At 70.5% G+C, this 24,687-nt stretch carries 16 protein-coding genes, 1 tRNA gene and 2 pseudogenes; 6 read left to right on the top strand and 13 right to left on the bottom strand.

Annotated elements, in window-relative coordinates; genetic code table 11:
• Positions 1-20: 20 nt before the first annotated feature.
• Entirely contained in the window at positions 21-2,477 is a 2,457-nt protein-coding gene (locus tag ACZ49J_RS16685) for a SpoIIE family protein phosphatase (RefSeq protein WP_467453592.1), read from the bottom strand.
• 304 nt (positions 2,478-2,781) lie between these two features.
• Here ACZ49J_RS16685 and ACZ49J_RS16680 point away from each other — a divergent pair, with 304 nt between their 5' ends.
• The gene (locus tag ACZ49J_RS16680) at positions 2,782-3,804 is read left to right on the top strand and encodes a hypothetical protein (RefSeq protein WP_467453591.1); all 1,023 of its coding nucleotides are present in this window, start codon (positions 2,782-2,784) and stop codon (positions 3,802-3,804) included.
• A gap of 113 nt (positions 3,805-3,917) precedes the next feature.
• Here the strand turns inward: ACZ49J_RS16680 and ACZ49J_RS16675 are convergent.
• From ACZ49J_RS16675 to sucC, 4 genes are all read right to left on the bottom strand, one after another.
• A tRNA-Leu gene (locus ACZ49J_RS16675) sits at positions 3,918-4,002 on the bottom strand.
• Positions 4,003-4,192: 190 nt separating this feature from the next.
• Positions 4,193-5,764, bottom strand: a complete 1,572-nt coding sequence (locus ACZ49J_RS16670) for an aldehyde dehydrogenase family protein (protein ID WP_467453590.1) — start codon at positions 5,762-5,764, stop codon at positions 4,193-4,195.
• Positions 5,765-5,894: 130 nt separating this feature from the next.
• Positions 5,895-6,827, bottom strand: a complete 933-nt coding sequence (gene sucD, locus ACZ49J_RS16665; RefSeq protein ID WP_467453589.1) for a succinate--CoA ligase subunit alpha — start codon at positions 6,825-6,827, stop codon at positions 5,895-5,897.
• Positions 6,828-6,838: 11 nt separating this feature from the next.
• Positions 6,839-7,969, bottom strand: coding sequence for an ADP-forming succinate--CoA ligase subunit beta (gene sucC, locus ACZ49J_RS16660; RefSeq protein ID WP_467453588.1), 1,131 nt, complete (start codon positions 7,967-7,969; stop codon positions 6,839-6,841).
• A gap of 222 nt (positions 7,970-8,191) precedes the next feature.
• Between sucC and ACZ49J_RS16655 the strand changes: the two genes are divergently transcribed.
• From ACZ49J_RS16655 to ACZ49J_RS16635, 5 genes and pseudogenes are all read left to right on the top strand, one after another.
• Entirely contained in the window at positions 8,192-9,877 is a 1,686-nt protein-coding gene (locus ACZ49J_RS16655) for a thiamine pyrophosphate-binding protein (protein ID WP_467453587.1), read from the top strand.
• A gap of 10 nt (positions 9,878-9,887) precedes the next feature.
• Positions 9,888-11,123: a formyl-CoA transferase gene (frc, locus tag ACZ49J_RS16650; RefSeq protein WP_467453585.1), complete on the top strand. Its 1,236-nt coding sequence runs from the start codon at positions 9,888-9,890 to the stop codon at positions 11,121-11,123.
• Between the two features lie 3 nt (positions 11,124-11,126).
• A complete protein-coding gene (locus ACZ49J_RS16645) occupies positions 11,127-13,259 on the top strand; it encodes an acetate--CoA ligase family protein (protein WP_467453584.1) in 2,133 nt (710 codons plus the stop codon).
• Positions 13,260-13,505: 246 nt separating this feature from the next.
• Complete coding sequence (locus tag ACZ49J_RS16640; RefSeq protein WP_467453583.1) at positions 13,506-14,894, top strand: OFA family MFS transporter; 1,389 nt, start codon at positions 13,506-13,508, stop codon at positions 14,892-14,894.
• Position 14,895: 1 nt separating this feature from the next.
• Positions 14,896-15,671: pseudogene (locus tag ACZ49J_RS16635) on the top strand (MFS transporter).
• Positions 15,672-15,741: 70 nt separating this feature from the next.
• On the opposite strand, the gene ACZ49J_RS16630 reads toward ACZ49J_RS16635, so the two are convergent.
• The 8 genes and pseudogenes from ACZ49J_RS16630 to ACZ49J_RS16595 all read right to left on the bottom strand — a co-directional run bounded on the left by ACZ49J_RS16630 (position 15,742) and on the right by ACZ49J_RS16595 (position 24,627).
• Complete coding sequence (locus ACZ49J_RS16630; RefSeq protein ID WP_467453582.1) at positions 15,742-16,812, bottom strand: sugar phosphate isomerase/epimerase family protein; 1,071 nt, start codon at positions 16,810-16,812, stop codon at positions 15,742-15,744.
• 116 nt (positions 16,813-16,928) lie between these two features.
• Positions 16,929-18,323, bottom strand: a complete 1,395-nt coding sequence (locus ACZ49J_RS16625) for a nucleotide pyrophosphatase/phosphodiesterase family protein (RefSeq protein WP_467453581.1) — start codon at positions 18,321-18,323, stop codon at positions 16,929-16,931.
• Entirely contained in the window at positions 18,320-19,489 is a 1,170-nt protein-coding gene (gene eboE, locus ACZ49J_RS16620) for a metabolite traffic protein EboE (protein ID WP_467453580.1), read from the bottom strand. Before eboE ends, ACZ49J_RS16625 begins: the two co-directional genes overlap by 4 nt.
• Positions 19,490-19,492: 3 nt before the next feature.
• Positions 19,493-20,341 (bottom strand): TatD family hydrolase, encoded by an 849-nt coding sequence (locus ACZ49J_RS16615; RefSeq protein ID WP_467453579.1) that lies wholly within the window; start codon positions 20,339-20,341, stop codon positions 19,493-19,495.
• Between the two features lie 218 nt (positions 20,342-20,559).
• Positions 20,560-21,240, bottom strand: a pseudogene (locus ACZ49J_RS16610) (EboA domain-containing protein); the annotation flags it as partial.
• The gene (locus tag ACZ49J_RS16605; RefSeq protein WP_467453578.1) at positions 21,237-22,415 is read right to left on the bottom strand and encodes a sugar phosphate isomerase/epimerase family protein; all 1,179 of its coding nucleotides are present in this window, start codon (positions 22,413-22,415) and stop codon (positions 21,237-21,239) included. The gene ACZ49J_RS16605 and the pseudogene ACZ49J_RS16610, both read right to left, overlap by 4 nt.
• Positions 22,412-23,491 carry an SCO3242 family prenyltransferase gene (locus tag ACZ49J_RS16600; protein ID WP_467453577.1) on the bottom strand — a complete coding sequence of 360 codons (1,080 nt, stop codon included), beginning with the start codon at positions 23,489-23,491 and terminating at the stop codon, positions 22,412-22,414. Before ACZ49J_RS16600 ends, ACZ49J_RS16605 begins: the two co-directional genes overlap by 4 nt.
• The gene (locus ACZ49J_RS16595) at positions 23,488-24,627 is read right to left on the bottom strand and encodes an inositol-3-phosphate synthase (protein WP_467453576.1); all 1,140 of its coding nucleotides are present in this window, start codon (positions 24,625-24,627) and stop codon (positions 23,488-23,490) included. Before ACZ49J_RS16595 ends, ACZ49J_RS16600 begins: the two co-directional genes overlap by 4 nt.
• Positions 24,628-24,687 lie beyond the last annotated feature (60 nt).

Here is a 24,687-nt window from a genome sequence, read left to right as displayed (position 1 = left end):
GCGGTTTCTCCGTCCGTGGCTCATGGTGCGGGCAGGGCCTGTTCGGCCCAGATCGTCTTGCCGAGGGCCGTGTGGCGGGTGCCCCACGCCTGCGTCAGCTGGGCGACCAGCATCAGGCCCCGGCCGCCCTCGTCGTAGGTGCGGGCCCGGCGCAGGTGCGGGGCGGTGCTGCTGGCGTCGGACACCTCGCAGATGAGCGTGCGGTCGAATATCAGCCGCAACTGGACGGGGGGCTCGGCGTGCCGGATCGCGTTGGTGACCAGTTCGCTCACGACCAGTTCCGTGATGTACAAGGCGTCGTCCAGCCCCCACTCCTCGAGCCGGCCGGCGGCGAACTTGCGCGCCCCGGCCACCATGGCGGGATCGGCGGGCACGTCCCACGTGGCCACATGGCCGGAGTCGAGCGCGCGGGTACGGGCGACGAGCAGGGCGATGTCGTCCCTGGGGCGGCCGGGCAGCATGGCGTCCAGCACCGTGTCGCACAGGGCGTCCAGCGAGACGGCGGGCCGCGCCAGAGCCTGGCGGAGCCGGTCCAGGCCGCCGTCCGTGTCGGTGTCGGAGTCGTGGGCCTCGACCAGGCCGTTGGTGTACAGGACGAGCAGAGTGCCCTCGGGTACGTCGATCTCGGTGGCCTCGAACGGCAGTCCCCCGAGCCCGAGCGGCGGCCCGACCCGCAACTGCAACAGGTCGACCGTTCCACCGGCGGTCACCACGGCGGGCGAGGGGTGTCCCGCGCTGGCCAGGGAGCAGCGGCGCGCGATCGGATCGTACACGGCGTAGAGGCAGGTCGCGCCGAGGTCTCCGCTGTGGTCGAGGGCGTCGCTCGCGTCGTCCTCTGCGAGGTGGGTGACCAGGTCGTCGAGGTGTGTGAGGAGTTCGTCGGGCGGCAGATCGACATCGGCGAGGGTGCGTACGGCGGTGCGCAGCCGGCCCATGGTCGCCGAGGCGTGGATGCCGTGGCCGACCACGTCGCCGACGACCAGTGCCACCCTGGCGCCCGACAACGGGATCACGTCGAACCAGTCGCCGCCCACCCCGGCCATGCCACCGGCGGGCAGATAGCGGTGGGCGACGTCCAGGGCAGACTGCCGGGGCAGCCGCTGCGGCAGCAGGCTCCGCTGGAGGGTGACGGCGGTGGAGCGCTCACGCGTGTAGCGCCGGGCGTTGTCGACGCAGACGGCGGCCCGGGCGGTGATCTCCTCGGCCAGCAGCAGATCGTCCCGTTCGAACGCCTCGGGGCGCTGGTGGCGTACGAAGACGGCGACGCCCAGGATGGCGCCGCGGGCCCGCAGCGGCACCATCATCACCGAGTGGATGCCGAACGTCTGGATGCTGTCCGCGCGACGGCGGTTCCTGGCCGCCCAGGCGGCGAACGCCGGATCGGCCACCGGGAACAGGGCCGGCTTGCCCGTGGCCAGGCACTCCGCGATCGGGGATTCCGCCGGGTGGACGTCGGTCCCGCCCACGGCGACCGCGGCCTCGGGAACGTTCTTGTGCACGGACTGGTGGGCCACGCGCAGCAGCTCCATGGTGCCGTCGCGATGCGTCCCGGGCCGGCTGCCGAGTGCTGGATCGGGGCTGCCGTCGAGGGAGGCCAGCAGGTCGACGGTGACGAAGTCGGCGATGGCCGGGACAGCCACGTCCGCCAGTTCCTGCGCGGTGAGGCCCACGTCCAGGGTGGTGCCGATGCGCGTGCTGGCCGTGTTGATCAGCTGGAGCCGCTGCCGGGCCCAGTAGTGCTGCGTCATGTCGTGTGCCGAGAGGAGGACACCGTGCGTGCGGCCGTCCTCGTCCCGGAGCGGGGCGAGGTAGCACGACCAGGCGTGCTCACGGCTCTCTCCCTCGACGCGCAGGTAGTTCTCCAGGTACTGCGGCCGACCGGTCCGCAGTACCCGGACCATGGCGCGCTCGGTCTTGTCCGAATCCGCGTGCACGACGATCTCCGAGACCCGCAGGCCGCGCATCTCGTCCTCGGTGAGGGAAATGGCGCGTTCCATGTCGTCGTTCGCCCGGCGCAGCCGCAGTCCGGTGTCGTACAGCGCCATCGTGCAGCACGGGGTCTGGGCGAAGCTCCATCCGGTCAGCCGGTCGTCCCGGGGCTCGGGGCTCGTACCGGCCAGCGCGGAGACCACCAGCCAGTCGGTGTCTCCCGTGCCGAGCGTCCGGTGGTGGGCCAGAACGGCCGCCTCCACGCGCCGACCGTCCTTGTGCCGCAGCGCCACCCGGCCGTTCCAGCGGGGCAGAGCCGCCACCGACCGCAGGAGTTCTTCGGTGGCGGCGCTGACGCCGTCGGCCAGCAGGACGGCGCCGCCGCGACCCACCATGTCCGCCGGGCTGTACCCCAGCAACCGCTCCGCACCCGCGTTCCAGCCGGTCACGGTGCCCTTCTCGTCGAGTGACACCCTGGCCGTCGCCGCTTCGTCGATGACACCGCCCATCGACGACCGCTCATCGACGTAGGTCTGTGCCTCGTCCATGTGCCTCATCCCGTCGCGGAGACGTGGCTGACGTGGTCAATTATTACGCAAACCGCACATATCCGTTATGTATACATGTGATGGGATGCGGCCAGAGTGGCGCCAGGTTCTCGCTCGACGGCGGCACCGCCGTCCGCGCGCAGCGACTGGAGCACCAGAATGTCACCGAGAGTGACCGCACTCGCCGTCCCGCCTTCTGACGCCTACTCAACTCAGCTCGTAACGCGCATAATTGGAGCTAAGTCCTCAATGGCGTCATTGGCGACATCAGTCCGCATACAACTACAGAATCGGCAGGCACCCTATGGGGCAGGACGACAGGGACGCGCTCGGGTTCACCGGATTCACCGCTGAGGAGTGGGCACTCTTGCGTGTGCTCTGCGAGATCTGGGCCCTACTGGAGCTGCTTCTCGAGCGCGCGCCCACGAGGGGAGAGGAAGAGCGGAGTGAGGAAGAGCGGAGTGAGGAAGAGCGGCGCGAGGAAGAGGAGCAGGCGCTTGCCGCACTCGTGAGCCTGGCCTGGTCCGGGGGCCACCCGCCCGACACGCGGACCGCGCTGACTCCACACGAGCGGCATACCCTGGCAATACTCCCGCTGCTCAGCGCCCACACCCCTCCCGACCGTCCCAGCCACCTCGAGCCGGCCGCCCCGGAGAGCGCGGAGTCCCGCTCGGCGGCGATCCCGCGCCGGGCTGGTCGCCCGTTCACGGGGTGTGGCCGGGCTGGTCGCCCGGCCACACCCCGTGAACCACATCTCACCGCCGAGGACCCGGCCGCTCCCCCGTCGGCGTTCGACGCACTGCTGACCCTCGCGTCGGGCGTCGTTCAGGTGCTCACGGGGTTCCATGCCCTCGGCGGTATGGCGGCGATGCTGCACGGCGCCTGCCGTCTCGCGAGTCCCGAGTCGCCGCTCACCGACATCACGAGCACGGTCAGGAAGGTACTGACACCGGACATCACCGTGCTCCAGGAGAGTGTCAAGATGATCGCACCGCTCCAGGAGAACGAACGTTCGGGGGTGCGTGACACACTCTGCCTCACCACCTACGAGTTCACCGGCCTGGAGACCGGCGCACTCAAGCACCAACTGTTCGCTCCGCGGAAAGCCGAGCCGCGCTCCGCTCTGCGCTCCACTCGGCCCGGAGCCCGGCGGGTCACCGTAAAGGCGCTGAAATCGGCCGAGCAGGCCGAACCCAAGGAACCGGCGGCAGCCTCCCCCACCTGCCCCTCACACGACTCATCGAGTCAATGGCACTCGCCCCGGGACCTGCGGCATCAGCCCGCATCGGACAGCCTCAGGACGCGGGGGCCTGAACTCGGCTTCTGAGCCCGGCTGCTCTTCGCGGTCAGCGGTGCACCTTCGCGGTGAACACACACCTTGACCAACCAAACGACTTGTGCGGGCCGAGCGTCGCCCGACCCGCACAAGAGATGTTTTTGTGTCCGAGGGGGGACTTGAACCCCCACGCCCGATAAAGGGCACTAGCACCTCAAGCTAGCGCGTCTGCCATTCCGCCACCCGGACGAGGTGTCCGCCGCCTTGCCGGGGTCTTCCCCGGGGCGACACGCACAACAATACCAAGGTTTCGGAGCGGCTTTCACCTGCGTATCGGGGCCGCGGAGGGCGACCGACGATCCTTGGACGTGGGGTTATCACCCAAGGTGCCCGCTCGTTCACCCTTCGCTCAGCCGCGGCACCCGCTGTCATATCCCCGTCACGGCATGAGGTGGTACTCCGGGAAGTTCCCCGGCAGCCGCTCCCCCGACGGCCCCCGCGTCACCGCGCGCACGAGCAGTTCCCCTCCGACGAACGCGCCGCGCCACGACGCACCGAACCCGCCGAACAGCTCGTCGCGGTCGCCACGGGAGCGGGGCTTGCCGTGGCCGACCTTGAACGCGCGGATCTGTGGGGCGAGGCGGTCGAAGGTCGCCTGGTCGTCCGTGGAGAGGGTGGCGACCAGGGCGCCGTTCGACGCGTTCATGGCGGCGAGCAGCTCGGCCTCCGTGTCGACCAGGACGATCGTGTCGATGGGACCGAACGGTTCCGCGTGGTGCAGGGGCGAGGACGGTGGCGGGTTGAGGAGCGTGACGGGCTGGACGTACGCCGCCGTGTCCTGGCCTGGCAGGAAGCGGGCGTCGGCGGGGTTGCCGCGGTGCAGTGGGATCGCACCACGGTCCAGGGCCTCGGCGACCTGGTCGGTCAGCTCCTTGGCCTTGGCCGCATTGATGACCGGCCCGAAGTCCAGCGCCGGGTACGGGTCCTCGGGGTGCTCCACCGCCAGCGGATGGCCGACCCTCAGGGTGCGGACCGCGGGGAGGTAGGCCGCCAGGAACTCGTCGAACAGTGCCCGCTGGACGACGAAGCGCGGGTATGCCGTGCAGCGCTGCTTGCCGTAGTCGAAGAGTTTGGGGATGACGGCAGCGAGCGTGTCCCAGTCCGTGTGATTCCAGATGCCCCAGGTGTTCAGTCCCTCCTGTTCGAGTATGTGCCGTTTGCCGAGGTCGGTGACGGCCGTGGCCACCGCGGCGCCCGTGTCGCGGCCGCCGACGAAGGAGACGCAGCCGATCTCGGGAGCCCGCACCAGCGCTTCGGACAGCTCGCCGCCGCTGCCGCTGACGAGGGTGACGGGAATCCCTTCGCGTGCGGCGAGCGCGGCGGCCAGGGTGAGGCAGGCGACACCGCCGTCGGTCGGGGTCTTGGCGATGACCGCGTTGCCTGCCAGTGCCTGTACCAGCATGGCGTGAACGAGCACGCTCATCGGATAGTTCCAGCTCGCGATGTTGGACACCGGGCCGTCCAGTGGCGCGCGGCCCTCGACCATGGGCTCGATTCCGTCGACGTACCAGCGCACGCCGTCGATGGCCCGGTCCACGTCGGCCTGAGCGAGACGCCAGGGCTTGCCGATCTCCCACACGAGGAGGAGGGCGAGCAGTTCCCGGTGCTGGGTGAGGGCGTCGAGGGTGGCGGCGACGCGGGCGCGGCGTTCCGCGAGGGAGACGTGGCGCCAGGCGCGGTGCTGGTCCAGGGAGGCGCGTACCGCCTGGTGGGCGGTGGCGGCATCGAGCCGGGGCGGGCCGGCGATGGGACTGCCGTCGACGGGACTGGCGGCCGGGAGGGCCCGGCCGTCCGTCCGCCAGGCGGCGCCCCAGAGGTTGAGGACACGGTCGTCACGGAAGGCCTCGGGGGCGATGGTGAGGCAGCGCTGCCAGGCGTCCGGCCAGGACGCCCCGGATTTGAGGCTGAGGGTGCAGGTGGAGGTGGAGGTGGGGCTGAGGGTGGTTGCCATTCGATTGCTCCGCTCTCGGTGCACAGTCGAGAAAGAAAGGGCCGAAGGGCCTTCCTTGGAGGGGCGGTGGCGGGAGATGTCGTACGACGGAAGGCAGCTGGGCCGCCTCGCGCCGGACAGTCATCGCGTGTCAACTCGGAGTGACGTCCTGCGCGGCCTCCAGTCGGGCCAGCACCAGCCGCGCCGTCTCGGTCGGTGTGCCGCCCACCTGTACGCCGGCCGCCTCCAGGGCCTCCTTCTTCGCCTGCGCCGTGCCCGACGAACCGGAGACGATCGCGCCCGCGTGTCCCATCGTCCTGCCCTCGGGTGCCGTGAATCCGGCGATGTAGCCGACGACGGGCTTGGTGACGTGGTCGCGAATGTACGCGGCGGCCCGCTCCTCCGCGTCTCCCCCGATCTCACCGATCATCACGATGAGTTCGGTGTCGGGGTCGTCCTCGAAGGCGGCAAGGCAGTCGATGTGGGAGGTGCCGACAACGGGGTCTCCGCCGATGCCGACGCAGGTGGAGAAGCCGATGTCGCGGAGTTCGTACATCAGCTGGTAGGTGAGCGTGCCCGACTTCGACACCAGGCCGATCCGGCCGGGCTTGCTGATGTCGGCGGGGATGATGCCCGCGTTGGACTGGCCGGGTGTGATCAATCCGGGGCAGTTGGGGCCGATGATGCGCGTGCCCTTCGCGTGGGCGTGGGCGGTGAAGGCGACCGAGTCGTGGACCGGGATGCCCTCGGTGATGACGACGGCGAGGCCGATGCCGGCGTCCGCCGCCTCGATCACGGCGGCCTTGGCGAAAGCGGGCGGCACGAAGACGACGGTGACGTCCGCGCCGGTCGCCTCGATCCCCTCCTTGACGGAGCCGAAGACCGGGACGGCGATGGGGGCACCTCCCAGGCCCTTAAGGCACTGGGGGACGTCGAAGTCGACGGTACGGCCCGCCTTGCGGGGATTGACGCCGCCGACGACGTGCGTGCCGGACGCGAGCATGCGGCGGGTGTGCTTCATGCCCTCGCCGCCGGTCATGCCCTGGACGAGGACCTTGCTCTCCTTGGTGAGGTAGATGGCCATGTCCCGTCTCCTTAGGCTGCGTTGGCGAGGTCGGCGGCCCGGCGCGCGGCGCCGTCCATGGTGGTGGCCTGCTGGACCAGGGGGTGGGCGCGCCCGTCGAGAATCGCGCGGCCGCGGGCGGCGTTGTTGCCGTCGAGCCGGACGACCAGGGGTTTGGTCAACTGGACGGTGTCCAGGGCCCGCACGATGCCGTCGGCGACGGCGTCGCAGGCGGTGATGCCGCCGAAGACGTTGACAAACACGGACTTCACGGCCGGGTCGGAGAGGATGACGGAGAGGCCGTCGGCCATGATCTGCGCACTCGCTCCGCCTCCGATGTCGAGGAAGTTGGCGGGCCGGGCGCCGCAGCCTGCGACCACGTCGAGGGTCGACATGACGAGGCCCGCGCCGTTGCCGATGATGCCGACCTCGCCGTCCAGCTTCACGTAGTTGAGGCCCTTCGCCGCGGCCGCCGCTTCCAGGGGATCGTCGTGGGCGGCGCCGTCCTCGCCCCAGCGTTCCTGCCGGAAGCGCGCGTTGCCGTCGAGGGTGACCTTGCCGTCCAGGGCGAGGATCTGTCCCTGCGCCGTACGGACGAGGGGGTTGACCTCGACGAGTACGGCGTCCTCCCGAACGAGGACATCCCAGAGCCGTACGAGGACGTCCACGGTCTGGGGCGGCAGTCCGGCGGCCTCGGCGATGTGCGCTGCCTTCGCCGCGGTCACGCCCTCGGCCGGATCGACGGGTATGCGCGCGACGGCCTCGGGCCTGGTCGATGCCACTTCCTCGATCTCCATGCCGCCCTCGGCGGAGGCGATCGCCAGGAACCGGCCGGCCGCGCGGTCGAGAACGTAGCTCACGTAGAACTCGCGGTCGATGTCGACGGGTTGGGCGAGCATCACCTTGCCGACCGTGTGGCCCTTGATGTCCATGCCGAGGATCTGCCGCGCCGTCAGTTCGGCGGCGGCTGGGTCGGCGGCGAGCTTCACTCCGCCCGCCTTGCCGCGGCCTCCGGTCTTCACCTGGGCCTTGACGACGACGCGTCCGCCGAGCCTGCGCGCGATCTCCCGCGCTTCCTTGGGCGAGTCGGTGACCTCCGCCCGTGGCACCAAGATGCCGTGCTCCTCGAAGAGTTCCCTTGCCTGGTGTTCGAACAGGTCCATTCCGGCTCCTGACGCTGAGTCAACTGGAGGGCCGACCACCGGGCCCTCGAAAAGTGCCGCACGCCCCCTGGACACCACCCACTCGATGCGGGATAACAAGGTTCATACAGTATTCGTCGACTGTATGCAATCTACCGCGACGGCATCCACGAGAACGCGTGAACGGCGTGTGAGCTGCGCAAACCACGCACCCAATCCCCTACGAAGGGACAGGACTTCGCTATGCCCGACGACAACAGCCAGAACCTCATCTCCGGTGGGCACCTGGTCGCCAAGGCACTCAAAGCGGAGGGTGTGGAGGTCATCTACACCTTGTGCGGCGGCCACATCATCGACATCTACGACGGCTGCGTCGACGAAGGCATCGAGGTCGTCGACGTACGCCACGAGCAGGTCGCCGCGCACGCCGCCGACGGCTACGCGCGCATTACCGGCAAGCCCGGCTGCGCCGTCGTCACCGCGGGCCCGGGGACGACCGACGCCGTCACCGGTGTCGCCAACGCCTTCCGCGCGGAGTCCCCGATGCTGCTCATCGGCGGCCAAGGAGCCCTCACCCAGCACAAGATGGGGTCCCTGCAGGACCTGCCGCACGTCGACATGATGGCGCCCATCACCAAGTTCGCGGCGACCGTGCCGGACACGGCGCGCGCGGCGGACATGGTGTCCATGGCGTTCCGCGAGTGCTACCACGGAGCGCCCGGCCCCTCCTTCCTGGAGATCCCGCGCGACGTACTGGACGCCAAGGTGCCCGCCGAGAAGGCGCGCGTGCCCAAGGCGGGCGCCTACCGGGCCTCCACCCGCTCGGCCGGCGACCCCGAGGCCATCGAGAAGCTCGCCGACCTGCTGGTGCACGCCGAGAAGCCCGCCATCCTGCTGGGCAGCCAGGTGTGGACGACCCGCGGCACCGAGGCGGCCATCGACCTCGTGCGGACCCTCAACATCCCCGCGTACATGAACGGCGCCGGCCGCGGCACCCTCCCGCCGGGGGACCCGCACCACTTCCAGCTCTCCCGCCGGTACGCCTTCTCAGGCGCCGACGTCATCGTCATCGTCGGCACGCCCTTCGACTTCCGCATGGGCTACGGCAAGCGGCTGTCGCAGAACGCGACCGTCGTGCAGATCGACCTCGACTACCGGACCGTCGGCAAGAACCGCGACATCGACCTCGGGATCGTGGGCGACGCCGGGCTGGTCCTGAAGTCGGTGACCGAGGCCGCCTCCGGACGCGTCAACGGGGGCGCGTCGAAGCGCAAGGAGTGGCTCGACGAGCTGCGTGCCGCCGAGCAGACGGCCATCGAGAAGCGGCTGCCCAGCCTGAAGTCGGACGCCTCACCCATCCACCCGTACCGGCTCGTCAGTGAGATCAACGACTTCCTCACCGAGGACTCGATCTACATCGGCGACGGCGGCGACATCGTCACCTTCTCCGGCCAGGTCGTGCAGCCCAAGTCACCCGGGCACTGGATGGACCCGGGCCCGCTGGGCACGCTCGGCGTCGGCGTCCCCTTCGTCCTCGCGGCGAAGAAGGCGCGGCCCGACAAGGAAGTGGTGGCCCTCTTCGGTGACGGCGCGTTCTCCCTCACCGGCTGGGACTTCGAGACCCTCGTCCGCTACAACCTCCCCTTCGTCGGCATCGTCGGCAACAACTCCTCCATGAACCAGATCCGCTACGGCCAGAAGGCCAAGTACGGCGAGGAGCGCGAGCGGATCGGCAACACCCTCGGCGACGTCCAGTACGACAAGTTCGCGCAGATGCTGGGCGGTTACGGCGAGGAGGTCCGCGACCCCGCCGACATCGGCCCCGCGCTCCGGCGCGCCCGCGAGTCCGGCAAGCCGTCGCTGATCAACGTCTGGGTCGACCCGGACGCGTACGCCCCCGGAACCATGAACCAGACGATGTACAAGTGAGGTGCCCCAGATGACAGGAACCAAGGCCCTCGAAGGCATCCGCGTCCTGGACATGACGCACGTCCAGTCCGGGCCCTCCGCCACCCAGTTGCTCGCCTGGCTCGGCGCCGACGTCGTCAAGCTGGAGGCGCCGACCGGTGACATCACGCGCAAGCAGCTGCGCGACCTCCCGGACGTCGACTCCCTCTACTTCACGATGCTCAACTGCAACAAGCGGAGCATCACCCTGAACACCAAGACCGAGCGCGGCAAGGAACTCCTCACCGAGCTGATCCGGCGCTCCGACGTCATGGTCGAGAACTTCGGGCCGGGCGCGGTCGACCGCATGGGGTTCACCTGGGACCGCATCCAGGAGATCAATCCGCGTATCGTCTATGCCTCCATCAAGGGGTTCGGCGAAGGCCCGTACACCAACTTCAAGGCGTACGAGGTCGTCGCGCAGGCCATGGGCGGGTCGATGTCGACCACCGGGTTCGAGGACGGGCCGCCGCTGGCGACGGGGGCCCAGATCGGGGACTCGGGCACGGGCATCCACGCCGTTGCGGGGATTCTCGCGGCGCTGTTCCAGCGGGAGAACACCGGGCGCGGCCAGCGGGTCAACGTGGCCATGCAGCACGCTGTGCTCAACCTCTGCCGGGTGAAGCTGCGCGATCAGCAGCGCCTGGCCCATGGCCCGCTCGCTGAATATCCCAACGACGACTTCGGCACGGAAGTTCCCCGGTCGGGAAACGCGTCCGGCGGCGGTCAGCCCGGCTGGGCGGTCAAGTGCGCGCCGGGCGGCCCGAACGACTACGTGTACGTGATCGTGCAGCCCGTCGGCTGGAAGCCGATCAGCGAGCTCATCGGCCGGCCCGAGCTGGCCGACGACCCCGAGTGGTCCACGCCCGAGGCCCGGCTGCCGAAGCTGAACAAGATGTTCCAGCTGATCGAGGAATGGTCGTCCACGCTCCCCAAGTGGGAGGTGCTGGAGAGGCTCAACGCCCACAACATCCCGTGCGGCCCGATCCTGTCCACCAAGGAGATCATCGAGGACGACTCGCTGGTCGCCAACGAGATGGTCGTGAGGGTGCCGCATCCCGAGCGGGGCGAGTTCGTGACCGTGGGCAGTCCGCTGAAGCTCTCCGACTCCCCCGTGGACGTGACCAGTTCGCCGCTGCTCGGCGAGCACAACGAAGAGGTCTTCGTCGGCGAGCTCGGCCTCGGCGACGAAGAGCTGCGCCTGCTCAAGTCGAACGGAGTGATCTGATTGATGGCCGAAGACCGGGTGCTCAGGGTGCGCACGCTCCTCGACGCCGTACGGGCCGAGGGCCGCGGCGCGCTCACCGCGCCCGAGGGCAAGGTGATCGCCGACGCGTACGGGATCGCCGTTCCGGGCGAGGAGCTGGCGACGGACGTCGACGAGGCGGTGGCGTACGCGGCGCGTTTCGGCGGACCGGTCGTCATGAAGATCGTCTCGCCCGACATCCTGCACAAGACCGACGCGGGCGGCGTCATCGTCGGGGTGGAGGGTTCCACCGACGTACGGGCCGCCTTCCACAAGATCATCGAGAACGCGCGAGCGTACGACCCGCGGGCGCGCATCGAGGGCGTGCAGGTCCAGGAACTGCTCCCGCAGGGGCAGGAGGTCATCGTCGGGGCGGTCACCGATCCGACGTTCGGGAAGGTCGTGGCCTTCGGGCTCGGCGGGGTGCTGGTCGAGGTCCTCAAGGACGTCACCTTCCGGCTGGCTCCCCTGAACGCCGACGAGGCCCTGTCGATGCTGGACTCGATCCGCTCGGCGGAGATCCTGCACGGGGTGCGCGGCGGCGCGGCCGTGGACCGGTGGGCCATCGCCGAACAGATCCGCCGGGTCTCCGAACTCGTCGCGGACTTCCCCGAGATCGCCGAGGTGGACCTCAACCCGGTGATCGCCACCGCGGAGGGCGCGGTCGCGGCGGACATCCGCGTGATACTCGCGGACTCGGTGCCGAAGCCACGGCGCACGTACACGCGCGAGGAGATCCTCACCTCCATGCGCCGCCTCATGCAGCCCGCCTCGGTCGCCGTGATCGGTGCCTCCAACGAGCAGGGCAAGATCGGCAACTCGGTGATGCGGAACCTCATCGACGGCGGTTTCTCCGGCGAGATCCATCCGGTGAACCCCAAGGCCGATGACATTCTGGGCCGCAAGGCGTACAAGAGTGTCACGGACGTTCCCGGTGAGGTGGATGTGGCGGTCTTCGCGATCCCCGCCAAGTTCGTGGCCTCGGCCCTGGAGGAGGTGGGACGCAAGAAGATCCCCAACGCCGTACTGATCCCCTCCGGGTTCGCGGAGACCGGTGAGCACGGGCTGCAGGCCGAGATCGTGGCGATCGCGGAACGGCACGGCATCCGGCTGCTCGGGCCGAACATCTACGGCTACTACTCGACCTGGCAGGACCTGTGCGCCACGTTCTGCACGCCGTACGACGTCAAGGGCGGGGTCGCGCTGACCTCGCAGTCCGGTGGCATCGGCATGGCCATCCTGGGCTTCGCGCGCACCACGAAGACGGGCGTTTCGGCGATCGTCGGGCTCGGCAACAAGTCGGACCTCGACGAGGACGACCTGCTGACCTGGTTCGGTGAGGACCCCAACACCCAGTGCATCGCGATGCACCTGGAGGACCTCAAGGACGGGCGTGCCTTCGTGGAGGCGGCCCGGGCGACCGTTCCGAAGAAGCCGGTCGTGGTCCTGAAGGCGGGCCGTACGGCGGCCGGCGCGAAGGCGGCGGGCTCGCACACGGGCGCGCTGGCCGGCGACGACGCCGTGTACGACGACATCCTGAAGCAGGCCGGGGTCATCCGGGCGCCCGGGCTGAACGAGATGCTGGAGTACGCGCGCGCGTTGCCGGTGCTTCCGACGCCTCAGGGTGACAACGTCGTGATCATCACGGGCGCGGGCGGCTCCGGCGTCCTGCTGTCCGACGCGGTGACCGACAACGGGCTGTCCCTGATGGAGATCCCGCCGGACCTGGACGAGTCCTTCAGGAAGTTCATCCCGCCCTTCGGAGCCGCGGGCAACCCGGTGGACATCACCGGGGGCGAGCCGCCGTCGACGTACGAGGCGACGATCCGGCTGGGCCTGGAGGACCCGCGCATCCACGCGCTCGTCCTCGGCTACTGGCACACCATCGTGACCCCTCCCATGGTCTTCGCCGACCTCACCGCGCGCGTGGTCGCCGAATTCCGCGAGCGCGGCATCAGCAAGCCCGTGGTCGCGTCGCTCGCGGGCGACGTCGAGGTCGAGGAGGCGTGCCAGTACCTCTTCGAGCGGGGGGTCGTGGCCTACCCGTACACGACCGAGAAGCCGGTGGCCGTACTCGGCGCGAAGTACCGGTGGGCGCGGGCGGCGGGGCTGCTGTGATGGCCGCGTTCGCCTTGACGGGGCCCGGGATCGGGCTGGATCGGGCTGCTGTGAGGGGTGGGTTGCTGTGATCCACAAGGTCCGCCGGGAGCGGACGGCAGGGGTGTCGGGGGGCGGTAGATGAGGTGAGGTAGCGCGGGGCGGTCGACGGTGCGCGTCGGCCGCCCTCAGGGCCCGTGCGCACACGAAAGGCATTGGACAGGGGGCGCTGGCCAGAACTTTCGACGCGAGGGGTGCTTTCGCGACATGACAACCACCGATCTGCCCACGTCGGTTCCCTACCGAGAGGTGACCGACGCGAACGGACGGGTCTACCGCATCGGTGAGACCGACATCGACATCATGGGCCGCAAACGCAAGTGGATGGTCATCCTTCCGTGGGTCGGGATGATGGGCATCAGCTCGGCCGAGTACGCGTTCGCGTCCGCCGAGGACACACTGCACACGGCTCACAACTGGAGCAGCGCGCACATCTTCTGGATGCTGGGTGTCTGGGTCTTCTTCCAGGCCGCAGTGGCCTTCCCCGCGGGCAAGCTGCGGGAGAGCGGCAAACTTCCGGCCCGCTGGGCGATGATGCTCGGCGCGATCGGCACGCTGCTCGGCTACCTCTCGCTGGCGTTCGCGCCGCACGTGATCGTCGCGTACATCGGCTTCGGCATGTTCAGCGGCATGGGCGCGGGCATGGTCTACGCGACCTGCGTCAACATGGTCGCCAAGTGGTACCCGGAGCGCAAGGGCGGCAAAACCGGCTTCGTGAACGGCGGTTTCGCCTACGGCTCGGTGCCGTTCGTGTTCATCTTCACCGGCTACATGGACCTCACGAACTTCCGCTGGGTGCTCGTCTCGGTGGGCCTGTTCCTGGCGTCGGTCGTAGCCGTGGCGGGCTACTTCTTCCGGGATCCGCCGAAGAACTGGTGGCCGGCTGACGTCGACCCGCTGAAGAAGCCCACCGACGCTCGCGCCCGGCGCGCACTGGAGAAGAACCCGCCGGCTGTCCACCAGTACACCCCCAAGGAGGCGTGGAAGACCGGCCGTGTGGCCCTCATGTGGTTCTGTCTGTTGTGCACGTCGGGCGTGAACATCTTCGGCATCGCCTTCCAGGTGCCCTTCGGTGACGAGGCGGGCTTCGCCGGGGGCATCGTGGCGACCGCGATGTCGCTAAAGGCGATCGTGAACGGTACGGGCCGCGGCGTCATCGGCTGGCTGTCCGACCGTTACGGCCGGAAGCAGTGCCTGATCTTCGTCTGCATCGTTCTCGGGCTGTCGCAGTACGGCATTCTGCTCTCCGGGAACATCGGCAATCTGCCGCTCTTCCTGCTGTTCTCGTCCATCTCCGGTTTCGGTGGCGGTGCGATCTTCCCGATGTTCGCCGCGATGACCGCGGACTACTTCGGTGAGAACAACAACGCCTCCAACTACGGCCTGGTGTACTCGTCGAAGCTGGTGTCGGGCCTGCTCGGTTCCGGCATGGGCGCGGTGGTGGTCAGTGCCTGGGACTACTCCGGAGCCTTCGTCCTGGCCGGCTCGATCTCCCTCTTCGCCGGTTGCGTGGCCCTGTTCCTGCACCCGCCGGGGCGGCCCAGGACCAAGCGTGTGGAGCCGAACCCGCAGCCTCTGGGTGAGGAGATGGCCTGACATGACGGACGAGACCATCGCCACGCCGGCCGCCAGGAACACGCCGTACCGGGAGATCGCCGACGCGGGTGGCCGCCTCTACCGGGCCGGTGAATCGGACCGGCAGATCCTCGGGCTGCCGAGGTGGACGATGGTGGCACTCCCCTGGGCTGCCATGCTCGCCGTCAGCGTCTTCGAGTACGCCTTCGGGGCCGCCGAGGACACCCTCTCCAGGGCGCACCACTGGTCCCCCATCAGCACCTTCTGGGTCCTGAGCGTGTCAATCCTCTTCCAGGCGGGGGTCTCCTTCCCCGCTGGGAAGCTCCGTGAGAAGGGCGTGCTGAGCAGCCGGGCAGCCATGGTCACCGGATCGTTCTGCTGTGCTGTGCGGGCGTGTCCGTCTTCGGCGTCTCCTTCCAGGACCCGTTCGCCAGGGAGATGGGATTCGGCCCGCTCGTGACGGCCTCGTCCATGGGAGTGATCTTCTTGGCTTTCGCGTTCCTCTCCGGCTTCGGCGGAGGAGCGTTCTACCCCCTGTTCGCCGCACTCGTCCCCGACTGCTTCGGCGAGAACAACAACGCCTCCAACTACGGCATGGTCTACAGCGCCAAGCTGGTCAGCGGCCTCTTCGGCGGCGGCCTGAGCGCGGTGGTCATCGGCGCGCGGGGCCATGTGGGCGCGTACACGACGGCCGGGGTGGTGTCCCTGGCCGCCACCGGTCTCTCCCTGCTGCTGCGGCAGCCGGGCGGTCCCGCGAAGGGAGGGCTGTTCCGGCGGACCGTGGACGCGGCCTCCTGACGTTCCACGTGTGAAGCGGCCGTCCGGTGGCCTGCGCCACCGGACGGCCGCTTGATGTGCCCGACCAGCGTCAGCACTTCTCCCGCAACGAGTGCAGGTGCGCGCTGGAACGGCGGGCGAAGGCGAACGACTCCGTGGGGTTGTCGTGCTCGGCCTGCCAGTGGTGGGCGAGGCGGTGGCCCTTGAGGCGGGTGACCGCCGATATGAACCGCTTGTAGTCGATGTCGCCGTCACCGACGTCCACCATGCGGTAGCCGTAGGGGTTCGACGGGTCGCTCTCGCCGTCCTTCACGTGGAAGAGCGGGTAGCGGTTCGGGCGCCTGAGGACGTAGTCCAACGGCTCGAAGGGGGCGGGCGTGCCGTCGGGCCGCTTCGAGAACCGGAACTGGCCCACATAGGCCCAGTAGATGTCCATCTCCAGGTAGACGAGGTCGGGGTCGGTCTCGGCGAGCAGCACGTCGTAGAGCCGGACGTGCGGCTTGTCGGTGGCGAAGGAGAACTCCTCGGAGTGGTTGTGCTGGTAGAACTTCATGCCCCGTGCCTTCGCCGCCGCGCCGTAGGTGTTGAACTCCTCGGCGGCGCGCTTCCACGCGTCGACGGTCGAGCCGTAGCGGAACGGGCCTGCGGCGGTGCCGATGTGTTTGAGGCCGAGGGCCTGGGCGTCGTCGAGGACCTTGTTCAGGTTCTGCGCGAAGGTGTACGCGTTCGGGTCGCTGGAGTAGTAGCCGACGTGGCTGCCGATCGGGTTCAGGCCGTGGTCTCTGGCAAGGCGCTTGAGCTGGGCGAGCGTGATGGGGCCCGCTGAGCCCTGTGTGTAGCCGGCGAACTCGACCTCGTCGTACCCGTACTTCTCCAGTTCGGCGAAGACCGGCGCGAAGCCCAGCGTGGAGACCTTGTCGCGCAGGCTGTACAGCTGGATGCCGAGCCGTCCGGGCGGCAGTACGGGGCGGCTCCGGCCCGCGGCGCCGGTCGTGGTGGAGGTGGCGGCCGTGGCGGGGGTCGCGGCCCCACCGAGCAGGGCTGCGGCGGTGGCGCCCGCGGCCACGCCCAGCATGCCTCTTCGGCTGAGGCGGTGGGAGAGCTCGGGATCATGGTTCTTGCTGGTGGCAACCGTGCGGCTGGGGCGGATCAAGCGGCTCATGCCTGGAACTCCTCGGTGTCTCGGAGCGTTGTCAGTGGTGGGTGCTTCACTGGTGACCAGTCGGAAGAGACGGGGTCGGGTGGGACCGCGGGCCATGGCGTGCCCGTCGGCGCCGATCAGTCGAGACCGGCGAGGTGGAGCAACAGGGGTTTCACATCGGTGGCCGCGAGGCGGCCTTCGACAGCGCGGGGGGTGGAGCAGATGATGAGCGGACCGTCGTCGTCGCTCGTGGGAAGGCGGCCGTGGCTGCCGCGAATAGGTGACGGGTCCAGGGGCACGACCGCCATCCGGTAGCGCATGCCCAGTTTCTTGCGGGCGAGTGCCGTGGCCGCCTTGAGTTTCACGTAGGGGTCGAGCGGGTCCATGAACAGCTCGACGGGGTCGTAGCCGGGTTTGCGGTGGATCTCGACGAGCCGTGCGAAGTCGGGCGCGCGGGCGTCGTCGAGCCAGTAGTAGTACGTGAACCAGGCGTCCGGCTCCGCGACGGCGACGAGTTCGCCGGAGCGCGGATGGTCCAGGTGGTGGGTCTTCTTGCCCTCGTCGTCGAGGAGTTGCTCGATGCCGGGCAGGTCGGCGAGTGCTGCCCTGGTCGCCTCGAGGTCCTCCGGTCGGCGTACGTAGACGTGGGCGATCTGGTGGTCGGCGACCGCGAAGGCACGGGAGGCCATCGGGTCCAGGTACTCCATGCCGTCCTGTGTGTGGACCTCGAGGAGCCCTGCGCGGCGCAGTGCGCGGTTGATGTCGACGGGACGGTTCACACGGGTGATGCCGTACTCGGACAGCGCGACGACGGTACGGCCTTCCGCGTGCGCCTCGTCGAGGAGCGGGGCGAGCGCGGTGTCCAGGTCGGTGGCCGCTTTCAGGGAGCGCGGGTCGTCGGGGCCGTAGCGCTGCAGGTCGTAGTCGAGGTGAGGGAGGTAGCAGAGGGTCAGGTCCGGGTGCCGGGTGCGGTTGATGTGGCGGGTCGCGTCGATGATCCAGCGGCTGGAGACGAGGTCGGCGCCGGGGCCCCAGAAGTGGAACAGCGGGAATGTGCCCAGTTCCTGGGTCAGTTCGTCGTGCAGGGCCGGGGGCCTGGTGTAGCAGTCGGGTTCCTTGCGGCCGTCGGAGTAGTAGATCGGACGGGGGGTGACAGTGATGTCGGTGTCGGCGCCCATGGCGTACCACCAGCAGATATTGGCGACCGTGTAGCCGGGGTGGGCGCGGCGGGCGGCGTCCCAGAGCTTGTCCCCGGCGACGAGGCCGTTGTGCTGGCGCCAGAGCAGGACGTCGCCGAGTTCGCGGAAGTACCAGCCGTTGCCGACGATGCCGTGCTCGGCGGGGAGCGTGCCGGTCAGGAAGGTGGACTGTGCGGCGCAGGTGACGGCCGGCAGAACGGTGCCGAGGTGGGCACGGGATCCGGACGTGCCGAGCGCCTTGAGGTGGGGCATGTGGTCGAGGAGCTTGGGGGTGAGGCCGACGACGTCCAGGACGAGCAGAGGAGTGGGCCCCGCTGCGGGCTGAGGGGTCACGGGAGCTCCTTGAGGCCGAGGTCCGTCAAAAGGTCGCGGGCGAGGGCGAGTTCGGCGGCGATGCCCTCCGCGAGCTGGGCCCGGCTGCGGGGGCGCAGCTCGGCTGGGAGGGCCTGCCAGGTGTAGGTCTCCACCTCCAGGTGCCGGGTGAGGGGGTGGGTGCCGCCGACGAGGCGGGTCAGGGCGGCGCGCAGTACGGGGAGCGTGGAGGTGAGGGGTGCGGCGGGGGCCGCGTGCAGGGGGACGTGGAAGTGGGCGCGCCAGGGCGAGGCGTCGGGGAGGGCGTCGCCCGTGAGGGCTTCGCCCAGGTCGTCGGTGCCGCGCAGTCCGGCGGAGGTGGCGGTGCGCGTCTGGTGGAGGAATCGGGGTTCGTCGAAGGCGGCGAGTGCCTCGCGGACGTCGGGGAGGTGCGGGTGTTCGGCGTGCAGGGCGGCCGACAGCTGTGACTTCACGATGGGGACGCGTGCGCCGGTGAGTGCGTCCAGGGCGGCGTGCGGATGTTCGAAGGAGGTGGCGAGGTGGCAGGTGTCGACGCAGACACCGATGCGGTCGTGGCCGATCGCGGTGAGTGGGCCGATGGCGTCGGCGGTGGTCTCGACGGTGCATCCGGGTTCGGGTTCCAGGCCGACGCGGATGGAGCGGCCGGTCAGCTCATCAAGGGCGTCGAGGCGTTCGGCGAGGGTGGTCAGGGCCGCGTGGGCGCGGGTCGCGCGGTCGTCGTCGTACGCGGTGTGCCAGGCCAGGGGCAGCGTCGAGACGGTGCCCTCCGTGACGTCGTCGGGGAGGAGGCCGGCGAGGACGCGGGCCAGGGCCGTGGTGTGGTCGAGGCGTTCCGGGTCGGCCCAGTCCGGCTTGTAGACGCGGTACTTGACCTCTTCGGCGCCGAAGCCCTCATAGGGGAAGCCGTTGAGGGTGACGACCTCGAGGCCTCGGCGGTCGAGTTCGGTGCGCAGCCCGCGCAGGGCGGACGGGTCGGTGACGAGGGCGTGGGCGGCGTCCTTGGCGAGCCACAGCCCGACCCCGAGGCGGTCGCGGCCGAGCCGGCGGCGCACGGGTTCGCAGTGGTCGCGGAGCTGTGCGACGACGCCGTCGAGGGTTTCGGCCGGGTGGACGTTCGTGCAGTAGGCGAGGTGGACGGTGGAACCGTCGGGGTGGCGGAAGCGCATCGCTCACTCCCCGCCGCGCAGGACGGAGTTGCCCTGGTGGGTGGCGGCCGTGTCCGCGACATCGAGGTCGAGGCGTCCGCTGAGCGAGTAGAAGGCTACGGGGTTGCGCCACAGCACGCGGTCGACGTCGTCTTCGCCGAAGCCGCTCGCGAGCATGGCGTCCGCGACCCTGCGGGTCTTGAGGGGATCGCTTCGCCCCCAGTCCGCGGCCGAGTTCACGAGCACCTTCTCGGGGCCGTACTCCTTGAGGATCGCGACCATCCTGTCCTCGTCCATCTTGGTGTCGGGATAGACGGAGAAGCCGAGCCAGCAGCCGCTGTCCTTGGCTTCCTTGACGGTGGTCTCGTTGAGGTGGTCGACCAGCACACGCTCCGCGGGCAGCGGGGACTCGCGGACGACGTCGAGGGTGCGGCGCAGACCGGCGAGCTTGTCCCGGTGCGGGGTGTGGACGAGGGCCGGCAGTTCGTGGTCGGCGGCGAGCTGGAGCTGGGTCGCGAGGGCGGTGTCCTCGGCGGGGGTCATCGAGTCGTAGCCGATCTCCCCGACGGCCACGACGTGGTCCTTGACGAGATAGCGGGGCAGTTCGTCCAGGACGGGCACACAGCGGGGGTCGTTCGCCTCCTTGGGGTTGAGGGCGAGGGTGCAGTGGTGGGCTATGCCGTACTGGGCGGCGCGGAAGGGTTCCCAGCCGAGGAGGGAGTCGAAGTAGTCGAGGAAGGTGGCGGGCGAGGTGCGGGGCTGGCCCAGCCAGAAGGAGGGCTCGACGACGGCGCGGACACCCGCGGCGTGCATGGCCTCGTAGTCGTCGGTGGTCCGTGACGTCATGTGGATGTGGGGGTCGAAGATGCGCATCAGGACTCCTTGCCGGACGGGGTGCCGGGGTGGGGGGACGGCTCCGGGGCTGTGGGCACGCCGATCGCGGGTCCGGCCTGGGGCTCTGTCCGGGCCTGGGGTTCAGGCACGGCCTGGGGCTCTGTCCGGACCTGGGGCTCAAGCACGGCCTCGGGCTCTGTCCGGGCCTGGGGCTCAAGCACGGCATGGGGCTCTGTCCGGACCTGGGCTTCGTGCCCGGCCTCGGGCTCGTGCCCGGCCCCGGGCGCGACCTCGGTCAGGGCCAGGACCCGGTAGAGGTCCTCCGGTACGGGACGGCCCGCGGCGGTGCGTTCGTCGGCGTAGTCGGTGAGCATGCGGGCGAGTTCGGCGTCGGCCCGGGCTCGGCGGGCCAGGTCGGCAACCTCGTCCACGGGGACCCCCGCGAACAGGCACTTCAGGACGGCGTGACGCCAGTTGTGGGCGTCCAGGTGGCGGGCGGCGTACGGTCCGAGCGCGGCGGCCACCAGGCGGGTGTCGTTGGTGCGCAAGGCGTCCTCGACCAGCGGCAAGGCGGCAGGACCGGGCACCAGGTGGGGCAGGGCGTGCAGAACGGCACGGCGTTCCGCGGCGGTGCCCTGGCGGTAGACGCGGGTGAGGGTGTCCGCGTCGGCACGGGCCGCGCGGAGGATGAGGACGCGTACGGCGTCGGCCTGCTCCGGACCGCAGCGTCGGCCCGCTTCGGCGAGCCGCAGCTCCCACACGGAGATGGGTCCGTGGAGCCCCGGCCGGGTGGCGGCCTCGTCGAGGGCCCGGTCGAACCAGGCGCGGGCGGCGGTGTCGAGGTGACTGGTGACGGAGGTGTGCAGCTCGTCGAGCGGGATGAGGGCGAGGGCGCTGCCCGCCGCAGGGGTGCCCGGTATGGAGTGGAGGTGGTTCATGGGGTTCTCCCCTCGGGGGCGGTGGTGGGCTTGCCCGGTGGGGGGACGGCAAGTGGGGCGGTGTGGGGGATGGGCCTGGTGGTCGCGGTGCCCGGCCGGGTTCGTTCGACCTGGGCCCGAGCGGGTCGGGGTGCGGTGGGCGTGGTCGCGTGGCGGAGGAAGGAGAGGGACTGCTGGGCGAAGTGAGGGCCCGCGTGGGAGTGGCGGGGCAGTTCGACGACGGTCAGGCCCTGGTAGCCGGTGGCGGTGAGGGCTTCGAGTACGGGAGGGAAGTCGATCTCGCCGTCGCCGAAAGGGAGGTGTTCGTGGACGCCGCGGCGCATGTCCTCGATCTGGACATGACGCAGCCAGGGCGCGGCGGCCCGGATGCACTCGGCCGGCGGCAGGGGTTCCAGGCACTGGCAGTGTCCGATGTCGAGCGTGAGCCCCAGCGCGTCGGGGTTCCCGAGTGATTCGCGCAGGTGGTGGAAGTCGGCGAGGGTGGCGAGGAGGTGGCCGGGTTCGGGTTCGACGGCGAGCGGGACGCCGCTGTCGGTGGCGGCGTCCAGGACGGGGGTGAGCGCCTCTGACAGCCGTTTCCAGGCGGTGGCCGTGTCCGTGCCGGCCGGTGTGACGCCGCTGAAGCAGTGCACGGCGTGGGCGCCGAGGTCGGCGGCGACCCGTACCGCGCGGAGGAGCAGGTCGACGCGCCGGGAACGGTCGTCGGGGTCGGTGTCCAGAAGGGAGGGGCCGTGCTTGCGGCGCGGGTCGAGGACGTAGCGGGCGCCGGTCTCCACGGTGACGCCCAGGCCGAGCGTGGCCAGCCTGCGGGCGACACGCGCGGTGCGGGCGGCGAGGTCCGGGGCGAGCGGGTCGAGGTGCATGTGGTCGAGCGTCAGGCCGACGCCGTCGTAGCCAAGGTCGCAGAGGAGGGCGAGGGCGTCGTCGAGGCGGAGGTCGGCGAGGCCGTTGGTGCCGTAGCCGAAGCGGAGGGGTTGGAATCGGAGGGGGTGGGGTGTCGGCTGGTGGGGTTGTTCGGAGTGCGCCGCGGCGGTCTGGCCCGGGCGCGCCGGAGTCGCCGGGGACGTGAGCCGGAGGTGGGCTGCGGGGTGCGCGGGAGGCCGGGGCTGCGCGGGAGTCGGTGGCTCTGACTCCGGCAGTGGCTGTGCGGGCGTGTGCTGTTCGGGCGCGGTCATGTGACGCTCACCTTCCTCGCGAAGCTCCGGGCGGCGGGGGCGAGGGCGGCGGTGAACAGGGCCACGCCCGAGGAGCCCGCACGGGCCGTGAGGGCGGCCTGGAGAGGGATGAGAGCGCGGATGCCGGAGCCGACGGCACGTTGGGTGAGCGGAGGTGACGGGTTCAGGACGGCATGGAAGAGAGGGCGGACGCTGGTCGCCGCGTAGGCGGCGGCGAGGGCCGTCTGCAGGGCCGCTCCCGGGCCGGCCGGATCGGTCGGGTGGGGCGGGGTGGGCGCGTGCGGCGAGGCGGGCAGGTCGGAGCCGGTCGCGGCGGCGGACGAGCCCGGGCCCGGGGGCACACCCGGGGTGGTCGGACCTGTCGAGAGGCCGGTGCCCACCGTGCCGCGCCCCGACGCCTGGTCTCGGCTCAGTCGCCAGGCCAGCGCGCCTGTCGTCACCAGGCCTGCCAACGGCGCCAGGGAGGAGCCGCCCTGCGTCTCACGGCGGGACACCGCGGTCACCGCCAACGTGTGGACGCCGAGGGTCAGAGCGGAAGGGAGGGCTGCGCGGATGCTGCCGGTGGTGGCGGCTGCGCCCAGGAGGAGGTCGAGTGTGCGGGCGGCGGCCATGGCCGGAGGGCCGACGGGGGTGCGTTTCAGGGAGAGGTCGTATGACCACACGGTGGCCGCCAGGGGGACGGCGACGGTGAGGGCGGGGCGGCCCGCGCGGGCGGCCAGGGCCAGACCGGTGACCGTGAGGGCGCCCGCGGCGGCAAGCGCCGAAGCGGGGCGGACGCGGCCGGAGGGCAGAGGACGGTGCGGGCGTTCGACGGCGTCCTCGGATTGGTCGGCCCAGTCGTTCAGGGCCATGCCCGCCTCGTACAGGCAGAGGGAGGAACCGATGGCGAGCAGGGTGCGTGCGTTCGGACGGGTGGCCCCGGCGGCGGCCGCGCCCGCGAGGGCGTCGCCGGGGACGGTGAACAGGGCGGGCAGGCGCAGCAGTTCGGCCCAGGCCCGTGCCCGTGCCCGTCCCTGTCCCCGCCCCCGTTCCCGTGCCTGGGCCCGCCTCCGTCCTCGCACCTGTGCCTGTGTCATCGCGCGTCCCCCTCCCTCTGGAGCTCGCGCAACCGCGCCGCGAACCGGGCGAGTGCCGCGTACTGCTCCGCCAGGGCCGACGGGCCGTCGCCGACGGGGTCCTTGAAGTAGAAGCCGAGGTCGGTGAGAGGGCCCGTCATGCCCGCTTCGTGGGCGCGGGTCGTGAGGCGGGCCAGGTCCAGGACGAGCGGGGCGGCCAGCGACGAGTCGCAGCCCTGCCAGGTGGTCTGGAGGGTCATGCGGGTGCCCAGGAAGCCGTCGAAGGTGATGTGGTCCCAGGCGGTCTTCCAGTCGCCGAGGGCGGGTACGTCGTCGATGTGGGTCTCGCCCTCCGGCGTCCCACCCAGGGTGTCCGCCAGCACGCGTTCCTTGCCCGCGTTCTTCGCCGCCGCGGCGGCCGGGTCGGCCAGTGCGGCGCCGTCTCCGCCGCCGAGGAGGTTCGTACCGGACCAGGCGCGGACGGTCAGGGCTCGCTGGGCGAACATCGGGCCCAGTACCGAGCGCAGCAGCGTCTGGCCGGTCTTGCCGTCCCGGCCCGCGTACGGCAGGCCGGAGGCGGCCGCCTGGGAGGCGAGCGACGGGTGGTGCAGGCCGGTCGACGGCGTGAAGTTGACGTAGGGGCAGCCCGCGCGCAGGGCGGCCGCCGCGTACAGCGAGCTCGGAGGGAGGGCGGAGCCGGTGGCGGCCGGTTCGGTGGAGGCCACGTTCACGACCACGGCGCGGGCGAGATCATGTCGCCGTACGAAGTCCTCCATCTCCCACGCGAAGGTCTCGATCAGTTCGGCCGGCTCGCGGGTGTCGCCCGGCAGCGGGCCGCCCGGCCGTATCTCGCGGTCGGCCGCGGTCAGTTCGGAGGAGATCGCCGAGGGGAGGCCGTGCGGCAGGACGCCTCCCGCGGCCAGGGCCTCCGCGCGTTTGGGCAGCGGGCAGTCCTCCGTGTCGTGGCCGCCGAAGACCAGGGAAGAGAGGGCGGGCAGACCGGTGTCGGCGAAGAGCGGGGTCTCGGTGACCATGCCCGTCGGGGCGCTCAGGCCCGCTGTCACGGCGGCGCACCCCGCGACGACGGTGGTGGCGACGGAACCGCGTGCTCCGATCAGCCAGACCCCCACCTGGGGTTCGGAACAGAACTCGGTCATGGGCAGCCTCCCTGGTCGTACACGCAACACAGCGAAAACTCGTGGGACTCGTAAGAGGGG

Source organism: Streptomyces sp. NPDC030840 (assembly GCF_055572015.1).
The sequence above is the reverse complement of the archived record's forward strand: the minus strand, read 5'-3'. Positions and strand labels throughout refer to the sequence as shown.